General features: G+C 57.8%; 2 protein-coding genes. Both read right to left on the bottom strand.

Annotated elements, in window-relative coordinates; all coding sequences use genetic code 11:
• Nucleotides 1-99: 99 nt before the first annotated feature.
• Nucleotides 100-23,091: a hypothetical protein gene (locus AC1AWK_RS06790; RefSeq protein WP_476569226.1), complete on the bottom strand. Its 22,992-nt coding sequence runs from the start codon at nt 23,089-23,091 to the stop codon at nt 100-102.
• A 763-nt stretch (nt 23,092-23,854) separates the two neighbouring features.
• Nucleotides 23,855-25,414: an MFS transporter gene (locus AC1AWK_RS06785; RefSeq protein WP_476569224.1), complete on the bottom strand. Its 1,560-nt coding sequence runs from the start codon at nt 25,412-25,414 to the stop codon at nt 23,855-23,857.
• Nucleotides 25,415-25,710: the final 296 nt, after the last annotated feature.

Below are 25,710 nucleotides of genomic sequence, written 5' to 3'. Positions count from 1 at the left end.
GGACACGATCAGCGGCAGGCACGCCCGCCCGGCGTCCGATTACCGCTGCCGTCCGGCCCTGCCGCCCCGACCAGGCGGCACAGGCCTCACAGCACCCGGTCAGCGCCCCGCGTGGGTTTCGCGCCTACGCCTGCCGGCCACCAGCAGGAACGCCAGACCGGCCATCGCGGCCACGAGCACACCAACACCGGCCACAGCCGCACCCGTCGGCGTGGTCGTCCGGCCGGACTCATCGGTTCCACCGTCGACATTGCCGCTCGGCACAACGCCCAGACCAAACTTCGCCACAGCCGAGGCCTTCGGGAAATCTACAATCTGGAACGTTACCGCCGTTGTGGATCCTGCGCCCGCCTTACGTAGCGCAGCCACCGACGTCTCTTCGGCAGCGACCTGAGATGCGGTCAGCGGAGTAACCGCACCAAAGGCATCCACTCGCATGGCCACAACGTTGGCTTTCTGCTGCAAGCCCGCATATGTCGGCGCCTGAGAGACAGCCGCGAACTGATCGCGTTCGGCCGCAGTGATCTCGGCGTCATTGGCCAAGACCACGTACCCGCCCTTAGACGGATCTTCGGGATCGACCGGCACAAGTCCGCCGTTATCACGCACGTGCGCAGTAACCGAGGCGGTGACCGCGTGATCATCCACCATTCGGAACACCACGGTAGCGCCGTCCGTCACCGTATCCACGGTAGCGTCAACGAGCTTGCCGCTGATACGCACCAGCGCTTCCACATCCTGCGCAGTGACCGCCGACCCATCGGCCTTGCGACCGGATACATACGCGCGGTCGAACAGGAATGCACCAAGCGCATCGGCATGTTCGTGCAATTCGCTCTTGGACGCGTACACATCCTGCGCGTGCAGGCTGATACCGGAGTCCGGATCCGTAGTGCCACCGTTGGTGATACGCACCTGCGAGCGGCTGGAAAGCAGTCCGGCGCGAGTTACCGTACCGTCAGCAGTGGTGAAGTCCACCCACGCATTCTGGCCTGCGGTCTTGTACGCATCGCCATTCTTCAAGCCAGAAGCATCCACGTCAATGGCCGCATCCTTGACCGGCGTCGAGTAGTCATCCGTGGCATACACGGTGACATTACCCAACTTGATCAAAGCCGCATCGTCGAACGTCGGCAATTCAGCCTCGCCCACGGTGAAGTCGTCGGAGAAGATTGCATAATGCTGTCCGACGGTGCTCGCCGAGTAGATGGTGACCTGCGATGTCGTCTGCGCGGAGGCCTGACCGTACTCAATGCGGAACTGCGCCTTGGCGTCGGCATCGCCGGCCTTGCGACCGTCGAGCGTGCCCGCACGGTCGACGATGCTGACCTGATCGCTTAGGTCAATGCGCTCGTCCGTGCCGTACACGTATGCGGTCACCTTGGCGCGATCACGGAGCACTGCATCGCTCACCCGCTGCGGACCATTCCCGATCTCCGCCTCAGACACGGTAAACGGATTCGAGAAGATGGCCAGATTGCCCTTGCTCGGGTCGGTCGGATCGATTGGCGTGACGCTGCCATCGGCTGTTACCGTCATCGTCACCTCGGCCTTGAGCGCGTTCTGGCCCTCGCCCGCCGTGAAGGTGACGGTGTAGTCACCGATGCGCCATGCGTCGTCAGCCGTTTCGTCGTCAGCAGCCTTCACCTGCACGGCGACATCGTCAACGGTCAGGTTCTTGCCGTCCAACATACCTTCGACCTGCGCGCGCTCGAACATAGCGGTCTTAAGCGCCTTCACGCTGTTGACAGTGCTCGGCTTGCTGCCTGCATAATCGTCTTTCAGCTCATTGAGGCCGAAGCCGAAGTTCAATGCATACAGCTTGCCGTGTTCGTTCTCCTGACCGTCCTGCCAAATGGTGAACGCGGAGGTGCTGGATGCCTGCGTCTGTGCGGTTGCATGGAACTCCACGCGGGCGGTGGTACCAGCCGACGCAGCAGCTAGCGCGGCAACGTCATCTGCCGTGGGCTCCATCTCTGCGGCGGTCAACGCCGTGGCCAGGCCATTGGCATCAACCTTCACACCAACCACATGCGCAGCTGCCTGCAGGTCCGCGTAGTTCGGAGCGTTGGCGGCATCGGTCAACTGATCGCGCTGCGCCACCGTCAAGGTGACATCGTCCGACATGACGAGGTAGGAGTTGCCCTGTTCGTCCGGACCAACCGGTTGACCACCGTTGTCGCGCACATGCGCGGTGACCGTGGCCGTGATGGTGTCGCCGGCGGCACGCGCCGAACGTGCCTTGGCTGTGCCGGATGCCGGAATCGTGTACGCGAAGGTAATCGCCGAACCATCGACAATCGTATCCTTGCTGACCGCTTCCTGCCCGAGCAGGACCTGAATATCGGCATCAGTCAATGCCACGCCGCTGCGATATACAGTGGCATGCGCACGGTCAATCAACAACGTCGCCAGCTTCGCCGCGTCAGAAGCTCCGTCGATCTCCTGCTTGGAGATGTAGAGGTCTTGCGCGGTGATGCGATAGGTGCCATCGTTGCTGCTGCCGCCGTCGGCGGTGATTACCACGTTGGACGTGCTGGAGGCAGTCTGCTGGCCTTCGCCCGTCTGTGCGGAGGCGCTGAAGGTCACCGTGGCGGTACCGGCAGGATGGTCATCCAGGCTCGTTGCGCGATCGCTGGTCACCTGATCCGTGATGGTGGTACGCTCGCCGTTGACGTAACGATAGGCCAACACATTTGCCGCCTTGCGCAACGCCGCATCGTCGAGATACGCCGGACCATCCTTCTTGATCTGGTTCGCGCCCACGGTGAAGTCGTTGGAGTAGACGAACACACCGTTGGTAGTGTCGCCTTCACCACCGCCATTCTCGAACACACGCATGGATACCGTTGCCAACGCATTGGTGTCCTTGACGGTGAAGGTCACCGTGCTGACGCCCTTGCTGTTCGGCCAGGCAGTGTTGGCGTCCACTGCATTGCCGGCCAGCGTGATGGTCACCTTATCGACGCTCAACGGCTCGACGCCGTCCTTGTCGGCACCCGATACGGACGCATGCTCGAACAGGAATTGCGACAACGACATACCGCTTGCTTGCGCCGTGTTGAGATCATCCAACGTCACGGCGAAGCTGTTGGCTTCGATGCGGGCCTTACCATCGGTCTGATCGCCACCGGTATCGGTCTTGACAGTCATGGTTACAGTGACGCTGGCACCTGACTGGCTGGTGAAGGTCACCTGATAGGTGCCTTCCTCGAAGGTACCGCCGTTCTTCAGGTAGTCGGCAACGCTCTGCTGCTTGCCGCCCGAAGTAATCGTCACAGTCACCGTGTTGCGGTCAAGCGCGGAGCCATCGGCGTTCGTGCCGGCGACGTCGGCCTTGTCGCGCAGCAGCGCTTCGATGGCGTCGGCGTCCTTCAGTGCACCGTTCTCCATCAACTCGTTGTCGCGGCCAACGGTGAAGTTGTTCGCATACAGCGAGCCCTGACCAGGCTTGTCGGGATCAGTCGGCGAGCCCTTGTCGGTGACGGTCATGGTCACGGTGACGGAGACGGGCTTCGAGTCCGCATCCTTAACCGTGTAGGTCACCTGATAGGACTTGCCGCCCTTCCACGCGAACGATGCCGCTTCGTCCAACGTCTTGAAACCACTGATGGCAATGGTTACGCCATCTGCGCCGCTCAGAGGCTTGCCGTTGACATCCGTGCCGACGATTGCCGCCGCAGAGTACAGCAGCTGCGCCAGCTTGGTGGCATCATTCTTGGTACCGTTCAGCTCGGGGTCGACGGAGACCGTGAAGTCATTGCCGTAAATCGACGCCTGCTGACCGGTTTCGGGCTTGTCCGGATCGGTCGGGTCGACCGGGCCGGTACCGTGGTCGCGCACCTGCATGGTGACGGTCGCCGATACCGCATTGTTGCCCGTGATGGCGAAGGTCACCTGGTAGGAGTCCTTCGTCCAATCCTTCACCTGGCTGACCGGGGTGGATTGACCATTCACCAACGCTGTAGCGGTTACGTCACTCACTTCCAGAGCCGTGCCGTCGGCCTTGGTGCCGACGACCTTGGCACGCTTGGCCAGGAATGCCGCAAGGGCATCTCCCGCGTTCAACTCGTCACGGGTTACCGCGAAGTTGTTGGCGTGGATGGAGGCCTTGCTGTCCGGATCGGTGCCGTCGCCGCCGCTGCCGTTGTCACGCACATGCATGGTGACCGTCGACTTGGCGTTGGTGCCGTCGAAGGAGAATTCAACCTTGTGGTCATCCTTGTCCCAGTCGATGGTGTTGGCGGACGTGGAATCGGTTCCTGTAAAGAACGCTGCGATACGGCCGAGCACCGTGGTGGCTGGCTTCTCGATTTCCGTGCCGTCCACCTTCATGGTGACGTTGTCCTTAGTGGCGCTCTCGTCATTCAGATGTCCGGTCACGTTGGCGCGCTTGAAGAACTCTTCGCGCACGCGGGCGTTGTCCCAAGCGGTGGGGTTGTCATCCTTGCGAGAGACGGTGAAGTCATTCGCAAAGAGTTCGGCGCTGTTATCCGGATCCGTGGTGCCACCCTTGGTGATGGTGGCCTTGGACACGGAGGTCGCCGCATCATCCTTCACGCCGAACGTGAAGTCGATGGTTTGGCCAGCCTTGGCTGCATTCAGCGCGGTGCGCGAATCTTCCGGAACAATGACAGTGCCGGCAGGTTTCGACAAATCGTCCTTCTTGTAGGCAACCGCACCCGCACGGCGGATGAGCTCGCTGTCGGAAGGCAGGTTCTTAGCGGTATCGCGCTCTTCTTCGGAAACGGTGAAGTTGTTCGAGAACACCACGTAGGTAGTGCCTTCGCTTCCGCCGTCGCCTCCGCTGGAGTTGTCGAACACCGTCATGGTGACGGCGGCCGTCGCTTCGGTACCGTTGACGGTGAAGGACACCTGGTACTCACCCTTGGCCGTCGGCCAAGTAGCCTCGCCAAGCAGCTTGCCGCCGAGCTTGACGACAACCGGGCTAGTCGACTCAGCAGTCACTTTCGCGGAGTCAATTGCATCGCCATTGGCGTCCGTGGCAGCCATACCGGCCTGCTTCACCAGCCACTGCACACGGGCCGCGGCTTCCGTGCCTGCCTTGGACAGATCATCCAAGGTAACGGCGAAGCCGTGTGCCGTCACGCTAGCCAGCGGATTGTTCGCATCGCCGCCGTCCTCGCGCACGGTCATGGTGCGGGTCACCGTTGCCTTGTCATCCGAGGTAACGGTGAAGGTCACCTGGTAGGAATCCTTGCTCCAATCGGTCACCTCATCGACCGCGGTGGCCTTGCCGTTCACGTTCACCGTGATGGTGATGCCGTTTACGGTGAGATCCGCACCGTCCTTATCACGTCCGACCACGCGAGCACGAGCCGCCATAAGCGCCGGCACATTCTCCACCTTCGTGCTGCCGGTGAGTTCGCCGCGCACCATGAAGAAGTCGTTCGCGTAGATTTCGGCTTGCGACGTGTTCGACGTTCCGCCGTCCTCGCGCACGCTCATCGTCACCGTGGTGGACACCTTGGTGGCGTCCTTGACGGTGAAGGTCACCTGATACGAGGACTTGGACCAATCCGTGACATCGCCGAGCTGCTTGCCGCCAACTGTGACAGACACCTTGCTGGCATCCAGCGCCGCGCCGGACTTGTCGGTACCGGTGACACGAGCCTGATCATACATGGTTGCCGCCAGAGCGGTTGCGTCGCCAGTCAGGTCGCCGCGCTTCATGGTGAAGTCATCACCGGAGATCGACGCCAAGCCCTTGTCGGGATCGCTCGGATCTGTCGGATCGACCGGGGTCACATGATCGCGCACCAGCATGGTCGCGGTCGTGGCGACAGGCTTCTTGCCCTGGAGCGTATCCGTAACGGTGAAGGTCACCTGGTAGCTGGGCTTGGTCCAACCGGTCTTGGCGGCCTCGGCCACAGCCTGGCCGTCGACAGTGATGGTCACACCATCTACCGTGAGCTTCGCACCGGTCTTGTCAGTGCCGGCCACACCAGCTCCGGAGTACAGGAACTCATTGAGCTTGTCCTCCTGCGTACCAGCAATGGTGCTGCGCTGTACGGTGAAATCGTTCGACGCGATGGACGCCAATCCATTGTCGGGATCGCTCGGGTCGACCGGAGTCACGTTGTCACGCACCAACATGGTGGACTTGACCGATACCGGCTTGCTATCCGTGCCGTTAACCGTAAACGTGACCTCGTAGCTGGGCTTGCCCCACACGGTAGCATCCGCACCATCGATGGCAACCGTCACGCCCGTGTAGGTGAGCGGCTTGCCGTTGGTGTCGGTACCGGTCACGCCGGCGTCCGAATAAGCCAACTGCTTGGCTGCTTCGAGACTCTTGCCGGACAGATCGGACTGCTTGACCATGAACTGCCTGTTGGCATAGATCGAAGCCTGCTGTCTGTTGCCACCGTCGCCCGGATCGACCGGGTCGGTGCCCTGGTCGCGCACATGCATGGCGACCGTGGCTTGCGCGGTGGATGCACTGCCGTAGGAGAAGACGACCGTATGCTCGTCCTTCGCCCAGTCAATCTGGTTATTGGCAGAGGCCGCGAACACGCTGGCGATAGCGTCCAGGACACGACCTGTCGCAGTGGCAGACTTCGGCGCGATGGTCACCGTACCGTCCACCGTAATGGTGACGTTCGTCTCACCGGCAGGCGTGCCGTTGAGCTGACCGGTGACGCCGGCACGCGTGAGCAGTTCTTCACGCACCTGGCCGTCGGTCCAGTTTTCGGGCTTCGCTTCGCGGCTGACCGTGAAGTCGTTCGCAAAGATCTCGGCCTTGTGCTCCGGATCCGTGGCGCCACCCTTGGTGATGGTCACTTTGGAAGTGGCGGTGGCCTTCGGGCTGGCGGTGTCTTCCTTCACGGTAAAGCCCATGTCGATGACGTCACCCACGGATGCCTTGTTAAGCGTATCGCGAGCGCCTTGAGCCAGCTCAACCGTGCCGGATGGCGTGACCAGATTGGTCTTGAGGTAGGCAACCGCACCGGCGCGACGGATAAGTTCGCTGTCGGAGGGTTCGTCGCTCTGGACGTTGCGTTCCTCTTCGGAGACGGTGAAATCGTTGGAGTACACCATGTACTGGCTGTTACTATCTCCGTTGCCGCCGTCGCCATGCTTGAACACCGACATGATGACGGTTGCGGTGGCCGTCTGGTCACCGTCGTGCAGGGTGAAGGTCACCTGATAGTCGCCGACGGCAGGCTTGGACCAATCCCAGTTCGCCACCTGCGCGGTGACCGGGCTGGAGTCAGCGTCAGACACGTCGGCCTTGGCAACCGTCTGCTTGGCCGAGCCGAGGTAGGCTTCGACGCCGGCGCGTTCGAACAACCACTGGTTCTTCGGCGTATTACCAATCTTGGCAATGTCATCCACGGTCACCGGGAAGCCATTCGCACGGATGTAGCCGCCGTTGTCGGTGGTGCCTTCGTCGTCGGACACCGTCATGGTGACGGTTGCGACCAGTGCCGACTGCGACTTTGCCGTGAACCGTACCTCATAGGCCGATTCATTCCACGACAACGTACCGGAGCCATTGAGCTGTGTCCATTGTGCACTGCTGCCCTTGACTCGCACTGCCACGTAGACAGAATCCGCATTCAGCGCAGTCTGCACACCGTTCGCCACGGTGTAGCCTGCAGCCGCCGACTTCTTCCACATCGTCGAGATAATCTGCGACACATCCTTGCCGGTCAGGTCATCGGCACGAGAGGCATGGAAGTCATTGGCCATCAGCTTGCCGTTGCCATCGTCGGGGATAATGGCGCTATCCCAAGCCGTTGCCTTGGACTTGCTGGTCGCCGTGTGCACCGTGAACGTGATGTCGCCGCCCTTGCCGGCTTCCAGCGCCTGCAGTGCCGTAACGTCCTCGCTATCAACGGTCGGTTCCAGCGTGGTTTCCACCGGGGCCATGTTTGCATCGAACTTCACGCCGAAGGCCTGAGCGCGGGTGCGTAATGCCTGGTAGTTGTTCGCATTGTTGAAAATGGCGTCGGTCTTGGCTTGGAAGTCGAAGTCGTTGGAGAACGCCCCATAGAACGTTCCATCTTCACCTTCACCGCCCGGCGTTATGGTTCCGTTGTCGCGAATATGCGCCACCAACGTCGCCTGCACTTGGTTCGCTCCACTGCCCATCGTCAGCAGGATGCCAGCGCCGTCAACCAACAGATCAGCGGTCATCGTCTTGCCGCCAATGGTGGCGGTGACTTGGTTGGCATTCTGCTGCAGATCGATTTCATTGCCATCCGCATCGGTTGCGACAGCGCCAGAACGCTTGAGCACAAACTTCAACAACTCCTCGGCGGAAAGCTGCTTGAACTCGCTCTTGGCCGCATACATATCATTTGCATACAGGCTACGCTTGGTGCCGTTGGAATCCGTCATGCCGTTTTCGTAAACGACAACCTTGGTCGTCGACTCAGCCGGAGTGACGTCACCCTCCTTGTATCGGTATGTCACCGAAGCATCGTCGCCAGCCTTCTTGTTTTGTAGGTTCGATACATCGGAACCAAGCTCATCCACGAAGTTCTCAACCGGCTTCATCGGAGCACCAGGCACGATACTATATACTTCGACCTGACCACGAGATACAAGTTGCGGAGTGACCAGAGGGCTACCCGTTCCCAGCAACTCCAGCTCTTTGACGGATGCACGGAAGGAATCCGTCGAGAAGATCGCAAAGTTACCGTTGGCCCCACCGTTCTGTTTGATGTCCATGCGCACGGTAGCCGTGAGATGCACATCGTTCTTGGTGAGGGTGAACGTGACCTTCCAGCCATTGCCAACAGACCACTCCTGTGCTTGACTGTCATCCGTCTTCACAGCCTTAATGGCGATGGTGGCGCCCTGCGGGTAGGTACGATTTTCGCCCGTCGGGTAGGCCATGCCATCCAGGACTCCCGCCACGTCGGCACGTTCCAACATCATGGACGCAACCTGCTGTTCAGCAGTACCTTCCGTTCCATACGTGATGCCAGTGGGCTTGGTACCGGCAAGCTCATTGAGACCAACCACAAAATCATCGGCGAAGATATTGTTATCGCCAACTTGCTGGCCGCCGCTGTATACATATCCGGTGGAGGTGCTGTAAGCCTGCAGGTTGCCTTCGATCACACCGAAGGTCACCGTCGAGCTTCCACCGGCCTTCGTATTGCGCAGCTTCGTCACGTCGTCAGCCGGGACATTCACATCCTTGGCCGCCAGAGTAGTGCGCTTGCCATCGGCATCCACCGAATAGGCCTCCACCTTCGCACGAGTCTGCAACGCCGCGTAATGGTCACTGCTCGTTTCCGGTACCAGCGTCGCGAACTCTTCCGTACTCAACTCGAAGTCGTCAGAGAAGACGCCATACGAGCCCTTATCCGGATTGTTCGGATCAATAGGCTTCTCCTCACCATGATCCTTGACGGTCATAGTGACGGTTGCCTCGATACCAGCATGCCCATTGACACTGAACGTCACTTGGTAACTGTTCTTCGCCCAGTCCGAGCCGGCGGATACCTGCGTATTGCCGTCTTTAACGGCAACACTTACCTCAGCGTCGGTGAGGTTCTTCCCCTCAACGAGGCCCCACACGTGAGCGCGGTTGAAGAAGAACTCCACATTTTGCGCCGGTTCGCCTTCCAGCTTCTTCAGCTCGTCACGGCTGGCGGTGAAGTTACGCGCAGCAATTTGGGAGGTACCATCTTCCGTACCAGAGCCATTGTCATATACGGTGACATTAGAAATCGAAGAAGCCTTTCCCTTGTCGGTTCCATAGGAGAATCCAACCTGCACCTGGCCGCCACTTTCGTGAAGGGTTGAGGTGAAGTTCTCGCGATTAACCAGAATAGACCCTTCATCAACTGACATAGAAGGATTCTCAGCGGAATAGGCCACCGCGTGGGCACGGGAGCGGACCTCCGAGTCCGTCAGCGCGTTAGCATCGGAACCGGTATAGCCATCAAGCTCGTTAGCAGCAGCCTTAAATGCATCAGAGAACACTAGGTTCTGTCCATCTTCGGAAGCACCGCCATTGTCATACACGCGCATGTTCACGGTGGTGGACACACTGCCTTCAGGAACAGCGAAAGTAACCCGGTAAGTCTTGCCCGATTGCACAGAGTCACCACCGGTCACAGACGGACTGTATTCGATAGTTACCGCCGTACCGATGTCGCTCGCCTGTAGAGCGTCGCCGTTAACCTTGGTGCCGCTGGCCTTCGCACGTTCCCACACCAACTTGTTCAGGTCCGTGAGATTCTTGCCAGCAACTTCGGTCTTGGACACCGCGAAGTTCCATGCATAGATGGAGGAATCGGGGCTACCGGTCTGACCCGACGAGGTGACGGTGACGTCGACGGTCTTGCTGACCTCGGTACCGTCGCCGTTGCCGGAGACGTAGAAGGTTACCGACTGCTTGTACTCACCTTCGGCGGAGCGCAGCTTGTAGGTGTTCGCCGTGGCCTCGCCCGCGGCAACCAACCGCATCTTCGGCGACGTGGTGCCGTCGGCGGCGTTGTTCACCTTTGCCTTGGCAAGTTGCACCAAACGCAGCGTCAAAGCATTCTCGTCGTATCCGCCGACAGTCGTGCCGTCGGCATTCAGATACTTGCTGAGTTCATCCTTGCCGATGGTGATGTTGCCTGCGCTGATGGACACACCAACGCCTGCGGTCAACTCATCCGTCGGCAGCGAAGCGAACTGGGAGCTCGTATGCACTGCGCGGAATTGCGCGGCGAACGAGCCATGCTCCTGCAGATAGGCGGCCGGAACCGTCAGCAACGTGCTATCGGTCGCGGTCATAGCACCGTCCTTCTGGAACGACATCTTGGCACCATCAAAACTGACCGATCCCCATTCGCCGTTGACCTTGACCTGATACTGCGCCGCAGCATTGGCGGTTACCCTGAACACGGCACTGTCGGATGACGATGCCGGCTGCGTCACCGTAATAGTCGGCGTGGCCAGGCGGGCAGGCACGGTGTCGTTCTCCGAGTCCACGCTCAAACCGCTTTCGGCACCAGTGACGGTGAAGCGGTAGGAACGGCCCGCGTAGTCGCCAACTGCCATACTGGCAGTCTGCTTGGCCACGGCCGCACGCTTGGTGCGAGTCTTGCCCAAACCGGTGACAGCAACATTGACCGCGTTACCGTTCTCCGTGTAGGAGGACGCGTAACTCATGGTTTCCGCAGCCATATCGAAGGTGCGGTTAATGGTTCCAGCGTCCGTCACGGTTGGCTTCGCGGGGCGGGTCCACAGCGTCTCCGACTCGGTGAAGTCGCCCGACTCGAACGCATTGTTGCCCTTGAGATAGGCCGTCACCGTGTGCTTGGTGTTGGATTGCAGACCAGTTACCTGCAAGCCCTTGGACATATCCGCGTCAGAGCCTCCATTATCCACACGATAGGCGACGGTCGGCAGATAGGTATGGCTGCCGAACTTGTCTTCCAGCGGCGTCTCCGGAGTGGAGGCCGTGAAGGTTACCGACGTATCGGTGGCCGCATCATCCATCTTGCCCGGCACGGACAGCTTCGGCAGCTGGTCCTTGGTGACCTTGACCAACTTGTACGACGGGGTGGCATGCTGGTCAGCACCATTCACACTAGCCTGCCAGTCGACCGTCCAACCATTAGTCATATGATCAGTGCCTGCTGCCATATCCGGCTCACCAGCAGCCTTCAAGCCGCTATCCGACGACAGCGTCACCGATACCGGACGCCAGTTATTGGCAGTATCATATGCCTGCACCTTGGTGGCCTTCTTGAGGTACTCCGTCCAGGACGTGTCGTCACCGTTATGCTGGTCCTTCTCGGGCAGTGTGCTGGACGCATTGTCCGCATAGATACCATTGCTACCCGTGTCGAACACACGTAATGTTGCCGTTGGTACCAACGTGGTTCGACCTGCCAGCAACGTCCACAACGTGGTGTTCTGCTTCGGCGTAATCTGCAGGCTCACCGTGATGGGATCATGCGTGATCTTCTCATCGATGGCCGTGACCGGAGTCTGATCAGCTCCAGCGGTCAGCGTCACCTTATCTACGGTGTACTGATCAGCACCGATGATGACCTGATTATCGCCCACCGTCCGTGCCACAACCAGACCCATCTTGTCGGCGAACTTCGCCGGATCCGGATCGGTCGTGTCCGACTTCGCGAGCTCAGACTTCACCTGAGCGGCAGTGGTGGCGTAGTCATGAATAGCGGCGGAGTATTCACCCTCAGTAACCGTAGTCGCACGCACGTCCATTGAAATCGTGGTTTCGGCCAACGGAATACGCTTATTGTCAATTACCGAAGATGACGCTTCGCCCGTATGCGTGTGCTGCACGCCATGCGCATCAGTGTACGTATATTCCACCGTCACCTTCGCCGAATATTGACCAACGGCCAACGCCGACACCGACACCGGCACAGTGATGGTTTGGTCTGCTGACGTGATCGTCTTGCCCTTCCACCCGGAAGTGTCGGATCCAAGCTCAATCCAATCTTCGGCACGAGCAATAGGTTCGACCGTCACATTGGTCACCGTGAACGACGGGGACTTCAGTCCGCGGTCTTCCAACGACAGGCCAGCAGCCTTACTCAAGAAGTCACGCGCCTTCAACGTCACGTTGTAGGTTGCCTTTTCGGTTGTGCTGCTATTAGCGGCAACATGCTCGACGGCAGGAACGGTGTCGTTAATCGTCAAATTGGCATCTTCAATCAACGCCTCAATATTGACCTGTGCACATCCCTCTTGATCGCCGTTAACAACGCATTGCGTATTTTGCAACGGCGTCACTGCGTCCTTGCCGAATGCAGAAGCCAACGACTCAGTCATGGTCGGTGCAGCATCGCCGGTAACCGGGGTATTGTAGGGGTTCTTCTTACCATATTCCTGCAGTTGCAGCCCTTCAATACCCTGCGTCGAGCCAGCATTATTGGTGTTATCGGCCGTAAAGTAGTACCCGCCGAACAACATACCTGTTTCAGCAGGCTGGCTACCGGAAGCCACCTTAATCGGCGGCCAGCCAAACGTAGCAGCACCAGAAACCAACGAAGTACGAGCAGCAGCACCGTTCTCGTTCACTAGGCCAGTATTTTCAGGAACGGTAAACCGCACACCAAACTGCCCTTGCTTGGCATATGCCTTCTGCACAAAGGTGATGCCATCCAAGTTACGCCAAGAAGTAGCGTTCGACGGCGTGCCAGCAGAATCCTGCTGTCCCCACTGAGACGGCTTCAAATTGCTGATATTGCCGATAGAGGACAAGTACTGGAAGGACTCCGTGTTGAAATCCTTGTCAGTAATCGACGCATATCCGTTAGGTGCGATGGCCCACGGAACGGTGTCCCAACCCTCTTTCAGCGCGGTAACGGTACCCGGATCAACCAGATCGTCGACATTATATGATTCACCAAACACGGTCTTCCAATACGACTTCAGCTCCTCAGTATCTCCGGTCTTAGGCCAGGTACCACCCGGAAGCGTTGTCGCTACCGTACGCGTCCACTTCAGCTTCTGCGTCGAGGCCGCGTTCTGCTGGTATTCGTTCGTACCGGTCTTCCCGCTCTCCTCATCCTTGCCGACCAGCATGGCGGCATTGGTGAAGTTCACGGTGTACGTACGCTCGGTAAGTACATACTGCACCATGATGTCACCCTGAACATTCGCCAATGCAGGGTTCGCGGCGTCATAGTAGCTTCCCGATACGCCAGACACCGTCGCCTTGGTTGAGTCGCTGCCACTGAACTTATTAAGTTCCTCCCAATTCTTCGCCGTGTATGACGTCGGCAACTGCTTCAGCTGTACCGACTTGATGTCATAACCAGGCGTCTCCCACTGATTCTCCTTGCCGAATGTCGGCAGGTTGTAGGAGCTGCCAGCCTTCACCCAATACGAGTTGTACTGAGGCGTAGAGGACGGCGTGCCAGCGATGGGATCGGTGTTGTACTGCTTGATGAAGCCATCATCATTAGGCGAAACCGAACCGTCATTCTTCACCGTACCGACGTGCATCAGCATCACATCCGTGCCTTCGTCGCCAAAGCTGCCCGACAGCTTGCCGTAGAATCGGCTACCGGATTCAGGTGTGAATCCAAGCATGACACGGTAATACTGGTTGATACGCACCGGATCATTGGCTGTATCACTCTCTGCCTTGGTCACATCACCCACAGAGCGGCTGCCGAATGTACCCGTATACGTGCTGGCATTCGCGGAATTGGCAACGGAGTTGATCTTGCCCGCCACCCCTGCGACGCGGATTGGATAGGTTCCTGCCGCATGGTTCAGCGCGCCGGTGAAATCAGACCAACCCACGGTAGCCTTGCCTTCGCCTTCAGCGTACTTAGAATCGGCGAAGTGATAGTGCTGATAGGTCACATTCTTGGGAGAGGTTACGGTAATGGTACCGTTCTGGCCCTCACCGTAGGCGTCGGTCTTTGTAATGGACGGCGCCTTGGCACGAGCAGTCAACGTCAGTGTCTTAGTTGTTTCGATATGGTTGCCGTCCTCCGCCTTACGCGTGATGGTCAGCACCGGGCTGCCACCGGTCGCCCACTTATCTTCCGTGGAATCCAGCGCCTTGGTCAGCGTCAGCACATAACTGTTGCCGGACTGCGCCAAATTGTCGGCACTATAGCTATTCGGCAAACCGGAAATTACTGTATTAGCGGTATCAGCAGCCGAAGTACCGGCGATCGCCACCGTACCCAAACCAACGCCAGACACGGTAACAGTTTCATCGCTAACATTCACGGCAGTGAAGTTCATATCCCATTGGCTGGGTTTCACCGTGAAGGTCATCGGGATCGTGAGCGTCTTGATGTTGTCGCCCAGGTCGCCCCCCAATTGGCCCAACGTGTACGTGATGACGATGTTGGCCTTATACGTGCCGGCGTTCACCGCCTTATCCGTGGGCTGCACCTTGAACACCGTGCCGTCCGAGCCAATGGCCGTCCCCGCCTGAGGCTTTTGGGTCAGCGCGAAGGCATCCTTATTCGCACCGTCAATTGCCACGGTTTTAACCGTAATTTCGGTGTTTTCAGGAGCCACATTCTGCTTCGTTACCGTCAGAGACTTCGCAGCAGACGCTAGCTGATAACCATACGTAGCCGTCCAAGCCGTGCCCTGTCCCTCGTCATCAACGCCAAGGCGCGCCGGTTCGCTAGACAAGGTGCCCGTAAGATCTGCCCACTGTGCGTACAAAGTTACCGAAGTCGACACGCCAGGTAGCAAATCTTTCATCACGGTATCGCTGGTAACCGCAGTACCACTACCGTCCTGCTTCGTGTTCCATCCCGTGAAATACTTGCCGGACTGCCAGAACGGCATCTTCGGGAACGTCATGTTCGTATTGGTGTAGGCCGTAGGAACAGGAACCGTAATCTTCGCCGTATTGACATCTGTGTAGTCAAAACGGTAGGCAGACCCATCCTCCCATCCAGACTTCACGCTACCCGTCGCAGACGAATATGCAGGATAATAATCCGTATCCTTGCCGCCCTTAGTAGCAGAGCCATCCTTCATATACCAGTTCGTGCCATCACCATAGTTAAATGTCACAAAGGCATTAACCTTGTTCCATGTTGCCTTTAGTGTCGTCGGACCAGTAATGGGCTGCGACCGTACCGCATTAGCACCAAGCTGCACGCTAGAGCTCGCAGTGATCTGCGTCCAAGCGCTTAGCGTATGCCCCTTGAGACTATAAGTCGAAGCACCGCTCGCCGGAATCGAAGTGGTTCCATTGCGCTTCACCTCACGGCTATCCAGCACCTGGCTCTTTCCAGCACCTTCCAGTGACTGGGACACATCGGTGTTGCCGACATTGTTCACATGCTCGAACTTCACGGTGTAATACATATCCACAGTTACCGGCGAAGACGCCAGCGACGCAAAGTTGCTGTCGCCGGACTTAATCCGCACTTCGTACTGGCCTTCTGCCAATCCCGTAACCGTGCCATTGCTCGGCACGTCAGTCCAATCACCTGCGTTGACCTTGCGATATTGGTACGTTGCACCATTCTCTCGATTATTCACCGTCAACGTACCAGTGGCCTTGTTGTCCAATGCGTAGTGCGTGGCGATATTCGCAGGAGCTGCCGGACGATGCGGCACATTCACCGACTTGGAAGTCAAGTTATGGTTGGTATCCTGCTTGGACACGGTCACCGTAGTGGTACCGGTGCCACCAGGCGTACCATTCTTGTCCCAACCATTCAGCACACCGGTCAACGAGGTGGAAGTACCATCGCCACCCGTTACCTTGGTATATCCGCTGATATTGGAGACGGAGGCACCCTGCACCTGCGAGCCATGGAACGTGATGGTTTCCTTGGCATAGTCGATAGTCGGCGCCGTAATATCGAAATCGATCTTCGTCACCTGCACTGTGGCCTGAATCTGCTGATTCGTGCGCTGATTGTCGCCAAAGTGCATGTTGTATTCCGTATCGCCGTCCTTCTTGGGACCGCTCCACTTCGGAGCCAAAATCGCAGAATACGTTCCCGCAGCCTTGTTGGCAGGGAGCGTGATGGTAACCACGGCATCCTTACCAGCGGGAATGTCAAATTGCCATGGTGCCCCGCTAGACGGGGTCTGGCCGTCGATGTCAACCTTCTTCACATCGGCACCGTCGATCTTCACCGAAGCAATCGACATACCGGTGTTGTTCGCATCGAAGCCAAGCTCATATACGTGCTCGGGCACCGTGGAACCGTTATGCAACGTTATGGTAGTCGTCGCCGACTCGGTTCCCGCGTCGGAATACGGAACCTTTACGGTGGTCGATGGCGCGGTTTGCGTTAGCGTCAGCGGCAACGATTGCCAACGGGCGTATACCGTCAGCGAAGTCTTACCATTGAACGCTTCCGTGTTGGCAGTATCGTTGGTGAGCTTCGTGCCCCAGGCCTCGGCATCACCAGAGCCATCGTTCTTCGAGCCATCACCATCCTTGGTGTACCAACCAAGGAAACGGTAATCACTCCGGAAGAAGTTTGACCAGCTTGCGTCGGAGGTATACGCCTTGTATAGACCCGTGAGGTTGTTGCCACTCTTGGTGGCGTGGGCGTCCTCCAACGTACCCGAATAAATATCAGACACCTGCATGGAATCAAGTGCATTCGGCGTTTGCGGACTGCTCGACTTACCGCCGTTGAGATCATAGGTGATGGTTCCCACGGTCTTGCCCACCGTGGCAGACAAGTTCAATGTGGCCGTCTTGACATAATGGTGCCCGCCTTGCTGGGTACCCGCATCAAAACTCAACGCTGCCGTAGCCGAATACGTGGTGCTTTCTGCCCCAGAGGTCTGACCTGTGTCGAAAGTGACCTTCAACGCCAACGTACCATCATCCGAAATGAAGCAATTTCCAGACGCCGTTTCCGCCACGGTGCATGACGATACTGGCACGACATGGAATAGACTGGCGTTTGTGCCACTCATCGACACCTTCACCAGACGCGGCTTAACCACTGACGTGTTGCCTGTCGGAACAATGTCAGTGACGGCTGCCGAAACATCGGTATTGCTTGCTTGCTCTTGGGTATAACCATTGTTAAGTGTGAAGTTAACGGAAGAGCTAGATTGTCCTGCGTTCTTCAGCCCCACTGTAAAACTACGGTCTTGCCAGTTAGCGTACACCTTGACAGTATCTCCGCTGATATCCCACGAAGATGGATCATCGCCAGGCTTGTCCGTGGACTTGACATCCGTGCAGGTGCCGGAGCTGGTACGGCACCAGCCGGCAATGTAGTTCTTCGGATTGCTCTTATTGCTGTTGTCCCAAGCATCGATACGGTGATTATTCTTCAGCCAAGTGGCGTCGGAAGAGCTGCCTGCATCGGACAACGTCGGCAACACACCAATCGTTCCGTTATCATTACCATTCGCTGTCAAATCATAGATCCACGTCGATGAAGTGGTACCGCTCGCCGACACATAGTTGGCTCCAGCACCATGCTTCCACACAAACTGAACTTTGGTGATGGACGACTTCCAGGTATACGTGATTTGTGTCTTACCGCCGATCGTGACCTTCGGATCATTTTGAGTTACGGCTGTCGCACTTCCATCACCGACCTTGGAAGAAACACTTGCAAGCACGTGATAAGGAATAAACACATCGCCCGTACCCGCACCAGTACTCCACGGCAACGTAAGTTGCGTTCCGGAATCCACAACCTTGGATACGTTGACCTCACCTGCACGGTCGCCCTGCAGCTTTTCCGTCATATCCTTGCTGGCAGGCCCAACGTGCTTGAACGTCACCGTATACGTCTGCTTCACACGAACCTGCACATACTGCGATGCAAATGCCTCTGAACCTTGTGTGGTCAACGCGGCCTTACGGACAAGATACAAGCCCGGAGCCAAACCAGTAAGCTCATGGCCGCTATCTCCAAGCGTCTTCCACTGGCCCGGCAGAGGCGTCGAAGTTGGCACAGAGCCACCATTCACCGCGTAGTACTGATACTGCGCGTTGGCATCGTTAGTATTGACACGGATGGTGCCCTTGGTGTCATCCAACGCATTAATCACTTGCACTTGATTCGTACCGCTACCCAAAGAAGGCGCGGCGGGACGGTCGCTCACCCGATACGACTCTGTGAGCGCATTATACGTTGCGTCGATATCCTTGCTCAACGTAAACGTATGCGGCGAGCTGCCATCGAGCAGACTTGTCAATGCATACTTGGTAGAGCCATCAGCATTGACTGCGCCGGAGACACCGGTCAAACCGTTGGCCTGCCAACCATTCTGGTCATCCGACATTGTTCCGCTGAAGGAAACCTGCTCACCAGCGTAATCAATAGTTGCCTTCGGCGCGGTACGTGCCTTACGGCTCACCGTTTCTTTCAAGGTCAACGGCACTACAACCTTATAATTCCAACCACCGGCCTGGTCACCCGCATCAAGCGTGATGTTCCAGTTGCCTGTATAGGTACCTGCACCGTTGGACCCGGCAAGGAGCTTCACAGGAATGGTGAATACACCACTCGTCGGCTTCATGCCTTGTCCAACAGCACTCGAAATACCCGTCTTATCAATCTTGAAACTTCCGTTTGAAGTTGATGACACCCAACTGATATCAACGATACGCGGCTGCAATGCGCCGGTACCGTTACCCGTAGGTGCGGTACTTCCCAGTTTCATGTTTTGCAAAGAGAGCTTAACGTTCCAAGTGGCGGCGTCTTGGCCAAAACTGACCTGGAGGGACTTATCCTGCGTAGTGGATGTATCCAACTTCGCCTCAAACGTACGATCCACCCAATGCGCATACAACGTCATAACGCCCGCACTGTCAACAGATGCACCCTTACTCTTCAGATCTTCCGCCGACTGGTTTGCGGTGGCCTTACTGCCCCCGCCATTCTCTTGGGTGTACCAACCCTCAATATAATTCAGATTGTACGAAGCAGCATCCGACGAATCAGTTCGCCACGCATCGATAATGCGCGCACTATCCGATGCATCGCCAGATTCTCCACGATTCGTCATACGCGGAAGTGCACCAATATTACCGTTCTTCAAATCATAGACGAATGAAGATTGAGCAGCGGTTCCAGATACCTGCAAATTCTTCTGGTCTGTGGTGAAGTCGAACTTTACCTTGGCAATGACACTTTTCCATGTCGGCGTCAGTGTGACGGACTGCCAAGGGACTTTGATTTTCTGCCCGAGATTGTACTTTGTTCCATCAGGCGCTTGCCATCCAACCTGCTCGGCGCTCGGCTTGGCATACGAAGCCTGGGGAAGGGTGATCTCGTCGTACGAATACTGTCCCATTGACGATGGGGCCGCCCTTGATATAGGCGTTCCCCCATCTGCGCCAAAGGACACCGATGCCTTATGCCTGTAATTCAAGTCGGCCAGAGATTGGTCATCTCCCACGGTTCCAGAAACACCCGTGGGATTAGAAAGGGACCATCCCGTATCGAGCGATTCCTGATATCCGGAAAGGCTATAAGTCGTGCCGTACGCGACTTTGACTTTTTCGGTCTTTGCCGTCTCATAGACAACGTTTTGGGAAGAGTCTTCCTTCTGTTTCATCCAACGTATCTGGCGTTCCACCAATGTGCCCACGCCAGAGCCTTGCTTCCACTGAGCGACGAAATGCAATGTCGAGGTGGCGGCACTGGTACCGCCCGGCACCAGATTCATGTCCGATAGCTTAGCAGTAGAACCGGGTTTGAACACCCGACCGTTGGCATCTTCCGTCACCTTATATCCCAAGAAGTACGATCCTTGTTTGGTCGGTACAGCTGTCGGAACCGCTATGGCTCCGGCCTTGATTATGTCGTAACTTCCCTCGTCCGACGGCGGGTTGTCCTGATACTGCCCTCCGTTCGCAGAATATTCCACCTTATATTGAGTCGGAGATGCATCGACGTTGATGAATTCCAGATTCGTCGACAGAGGATCGTTGAACGAGTAGAGACGCCACCCTTGGTAATCGACCTTGTTCCAATCCCTCAAGGAAGCGTCCGTCGATGTGACCGAGTTAATGTGCCACCCGTTCTTGGGCCTGACGCGGAAAGTGTAACGGCCCCCACTGTCGGAGCCAAGGATTGAGTCCGCGGCGTTCTTGGCCGCGTAGGTATCACCACTCTTCATATCGACCCAACCCTTGAAGAAAGGCGACCAGTCTTGTTTCTGATAAATCTGTCCGTCAACGCCGACGAGGTTGCCGGCCGCCATATATTTCTGAGTCGTAGGAGAATACCGAACCTGTACGTCAAGATCGCTATGGATCTTGTTAAACTCAATCGAAATGGTCGGAACCCAAGCGCTTGTGTCACTACGGTAGCTGGACCGATATACCGTGACCTGGGTGCCTTCCCCGGCCCCTTGCTTTAGGGTCGTATAGGCTGGTGGGGCATCGGAATTCGACTCATAACTCATGTCGGGCAGCTGCACGGACTCCCCATTGACACTAATTGAGGTCGGAAGCTGCGTGAAATTGCCGGTCTTGGCATTCGTGTTACGAAGCGTGTTATAGATGCCGTTGATAGTCAGCCTACCCCAATCGCCTCCGATCTGCCCGACATATTGCGAGAATTTCACCTGCACGGGACTCCACGACCCAGAGTTTGCACGGCTAATCAGTCCCCTGCCGCTACCGTATCCGTCTTCCCCATCGGCCACCATTCCCTGGGTACGCTGAAAAGTCTTAAACACGTTGCCATCCGGATTCGGAAATCCCCACGTAGAATTGTAATAAATAGGACGCTTGTCGTCGCGCACCCCGCCCACATACAACGAATTTTCAAGATGGGTTTCGTCATTCGTCTGCGGCGTATATGACGTAGCCGTGAAATTCACCTTCCAGGACGTCGCATCCGGACGTACGGTCACGCCTACCGTCACAGGCCCGGTAATCCCGTCGAGCTCATAATATACCTGCGTGCCAGTCACGGCCACCTCTCTGGGCTGAGAGTTGGCCCCACTGATATTCCAAATAAAATACGTACCTTGCGCTCGAATAATGGAGAACGACACCTTTCCACCGACATACGCGGAGGTCGTCCTTGACACCCATCGCGAATTCTGGGGCTGCACGGTAGGATAGAAATAACTAATATCTTTGTACGTCACGGACACTTTTTTGGCGTTGCTTCGGTAAGAGAAAATAATCCTCTGCGAATCATTGCGAATCGAAGTAACCAGTGTTATGTCACCCGTATCACCATTGGAGGCACCTTTGATGGCGTAGTTGACCTTGCCATTCACTGCCGCAAGGAACTCAAGCTCGTAACGAATCCCCTCAATTTCAATGTACGCATGCTCGAAAACCAACCCGTTCTGGACAGGCTCCTTACCGGATAAATACCCTCCCGAATAGGACAGGCTCGGAGAAGACTCCAAAATGCCGTCCACTTCCTTGTAGATGCCGGTCACCTGCCCCCATTGGTCGCTCGCCCCGCCAGTGGCAAGTACCTCGGCAGAACCGGAACGCGCCTTTGTCTTGGCCATGGTCACGGACAGGGGCTCGCCGGAAGCGTCCGCCTTCCACGTGGGCACGATCTCATGGCCCGAACCCAACTGCATGACCTCGTCCGAACCGGACACCACGTAACGCGTCGCGCCATTCTCCTCGCGCCTGTCGGCCGCGAGCACCCGGTACGGATTGCCCCACGAATCACGCACCGGCGAGCCGTCCGCCGAATCCACCAGGAACGCGCCCTCGTACGAGGACGGATCGGACAGCAGGCCCGACAGCGTCGCCGCGTCACGCGCCAACGAATCCGACGAGGAAGACGAGGAAGAAGCGGAATCCGACGGGGAGGAATCCGAGGAGGAGGGGGTTTCGGCCGAAGCGTCCGAGGAAGGTAAGGTGGACGCCCCGGCCGAAGCATCGGAGGAGGCGGCCTGGGAGGCCGCCGACGAAGAAGACGAAGAAGAAGAAGAGGAGGATACGGTCAGGTCCGGCACGAACGAGTTCGCCGCCGAATCCGCGCTCGCCACACGACCCGTCAGCAACGACGCCACCGGCGAGAGCGCGCCCGCCAACGCGCCCGCCACCGACGAGAGCACGCCCGAGCCCGCCACCGACGCCACCGCGGCGCCCACCGCCGCCGACGGCGTCACCTCAGCATCGGAAGACACGACGGAACCATCCACGGACCCCACCGTCACCGAACCGGCCGAGGAACCATCAGAGCGCGACGCCCGCGACGCACCGGCCTCGCCCTGCGACTGCCCCTGACCGGACTGCGAAGACTGATCCCGCGAACCGTCAGAGCTGCCCGACGTCGACTGCTGCGCCGCATCGGACTGGCCCTGCGAGCCGGCTTCGCCCCGCGACTGGGCCTGGCCTGACTGGGAGGCCTGGCCCTGCGAGCCGTCGGCGCCGTCCGCCTGCCGTTTCGGCGCCTGGAAGCCCAGCGTGCCCGGATCGGCCAACGCGCCCCCGGCGAACGACGCCGCGAACGGATCGGACCCATCCGGCGCCTGCACCGACACATCCACCGGCAACGAACCATCCGCCAGCAGATCGCCCGGCTCCACGCCCGAGAGCACCGCGTCGCCCGTCACCCCCTCGGACGCCGACACCGCCGCATACGCCGGCACACCACTGAGCATCATCATCAACGCCAGCACCACACCGACAACCACATTCAACGCACCACGAAAACGGTCCATCGTATACCTTCCTCAACTCTAACGTTGGACTTCTAGCCGGGACCATCCCCATCAAGGCATGACAAAGACAGTCCTAGCGACAACTACTCAACAGTCTAGCTAGAAATGACACCCCCCCCCCCCCCACCTTAGACAACACACGCCAATATGCCTACAAAAACACAGGCATTAGGTCGAGAAAGCCCTGCTATCTCAAGTCCTTCGCGGCCTTTCGCCAAGGCACAACGACTAATTTACATAAATGTGTCATTCATCACATTTTTACATATAAATAATGACATTATGTCAATAATCAACCAAGACATTTTAAGGAAATTGACATTATCGATAGACATAAATGCTATATATTGCATAATATACGCATCGCATGCACCCTGCATACAGCGGTACAGTGCGCCATTCCAACGAAGACTTTCTTCGGACTTTTCTCACCCACCGCCACAGATCGCCTGATGTTTCAGCTTGAAATCGTTGTACCAACATAAGTTATCCGACGCACACACCAGGCACCCCGCATAGACCTCACCAACATCCGCCACCCCATGCCGACGCCTTACATATCAGCGCATTCCCAGCAATCATCAATGTTTCCCAACTTTTGATCTATATGTATTGACCAAAAAGTAAGAACATATCAATCGCATACTGAACAGATATGCAGAATTGTGCACTATGTCATATATGACACAGCCAACTCATCCGCATACGCCCAAGCCACTCATACACGCAGCCCACTCGCCGTCACGAGCGACACCGCATTTGCCTAACGTGCGCCCACCAATATGCCCGCAGCAATCAACGCAGCCACTGCCGCAACGGGGAACATAACAAGCACTATGCCTGACAACGACCACGCCACAAGTCCCAACAACGCTCCAGCAACCAAGCCAAGCGTGCCAGCCGCATGATACACCGCCACACCCCGGCCATCCGCGTCAAGAGCAGAAACCACCATGGTCTGCATAACCCCCTCGGCAATAGTGCACGCAAACCCGTACACCGGGGCCGCAACCACCAAACCCCACGGACCATCCACAAGCCACGGCAACGCAAACGCCAACGCGCAAACCACACAAGCGCACACACCAGCAACCCTTGGCTCAGCCCAACGCGTCAACAACGGCGCCAACGCAAACGCCGCGGCAATGCCCGCCACAAAAGACAACACCATAACCGCCAGCATCAGCCCCGAAGCGCCGCCCCAAGCAGACAACACCGCGTCACTCCTGCCCAAATCAACCACAGCCAGCCACACCATCATGGCAATCAGGCCCGAAGCCCCAGCCATCGCCATACGCGACAACGTGACCACCACAAAACGCCGCCCAACACGAGACATGCCATACGGCGCACACAGCACTCGCATAGTAATAGCCGTCAACGGCAAATACTCACTGCTCCGCTCCCGCGGCAAAACAACAAGCGTCACAACCGACGCGACAACAAACCACACTCCGCACACCACAAACGCCACATCGGGCATATGCACAGTCGCCACACCAAGCACACCACCCAAAAGCTGTCCCACCGACAACGCAATACCACGGTCGGCATCAGCCCGATCACGGAATTTATCAGGCACCCGTTCACCAAAAGCAGCAGCAAGCGGCATACTTACCATCGCGTACCCCACCTGCGCAAGACACCAACCGAAAACCATCACCGGCAACCACACCGTATTCACCACACCAGCAATGGCAACCGCGCCCACCACGCCGCCAATCAGCACCCACGGCGAACGGCGACCAAACCTGGTTCGCGTACGATCGCTTATCGCAGCGACCAGCGCATTCGCCACAAACAGCAGGCACGCGCCAATCGCCATAACAATACACACCCACGGCACACCACGCGCGAACCCCAAAACCCTCGCAATATGGTCGGGGAGCAACACCACACTCACTGCAGTCCACGGAATAGCCACCAGCAACGCCGCGAGCGCAAACCCCGCGCGCAATCGAATCACTTCACGCGCATCAGGCCGATGCCCCTCAGCGTCGACCATGGGATCACGCATATCCAAGAACGCAGAATCCGGATTGGGAATAGCAACGTCCAAGCCGGCAGCGGCTGTTACGGGAGCCGCATCCGCGTTGACTTGCGCGGCTTGCACCTCAACACGCTCGCTCGCGGCCTTGGGCGGACGCACTCGCTGACGCACTGCCAACCGTGCTACGGCACGCTTATCTTCCTCGCTTAACGCCTTGTCATAGTCCGGACGGTCATCGATGCCCGGGCGAATAAACACGCTCCCCGGCAATGGCGCCGGCTGGGGCGTCTGCGATTCTTGCTGTCCCTGCGATTCTTGCTGTTCGTCACTCATGCGCACTCCCACCTGACATGGCCGCGTACGGCACGGCCCGCTCCTCACACAACACTTGTGTTCAGTATGACGTATCGTGTGCCCAACGTGACACTCCGCCTCACCCCTATCGCACATAACTTATGGCTGCACCGCGCCCTGGAGCCGCGCCAACCCGGAGCCGCGCCAACCCGGAGCCGCGCCGCCTCAGGAACCGAGAGAGCCCCGCTCTGCCCCCTCCGGAACCACGATAACCCCACTCCGAAACCACGATAACCTCAGGAACCACGCCAGCCCCACAGCAGCCCCCCCCCCCA

This window comes from Bifidobacterium sp. LH_491 (assembly GCF_056356495.1).
Note: the sequence above shows the minus strand (reverse complement) of the source record. Positions and strands in the feature narration are given on the sequence as shown.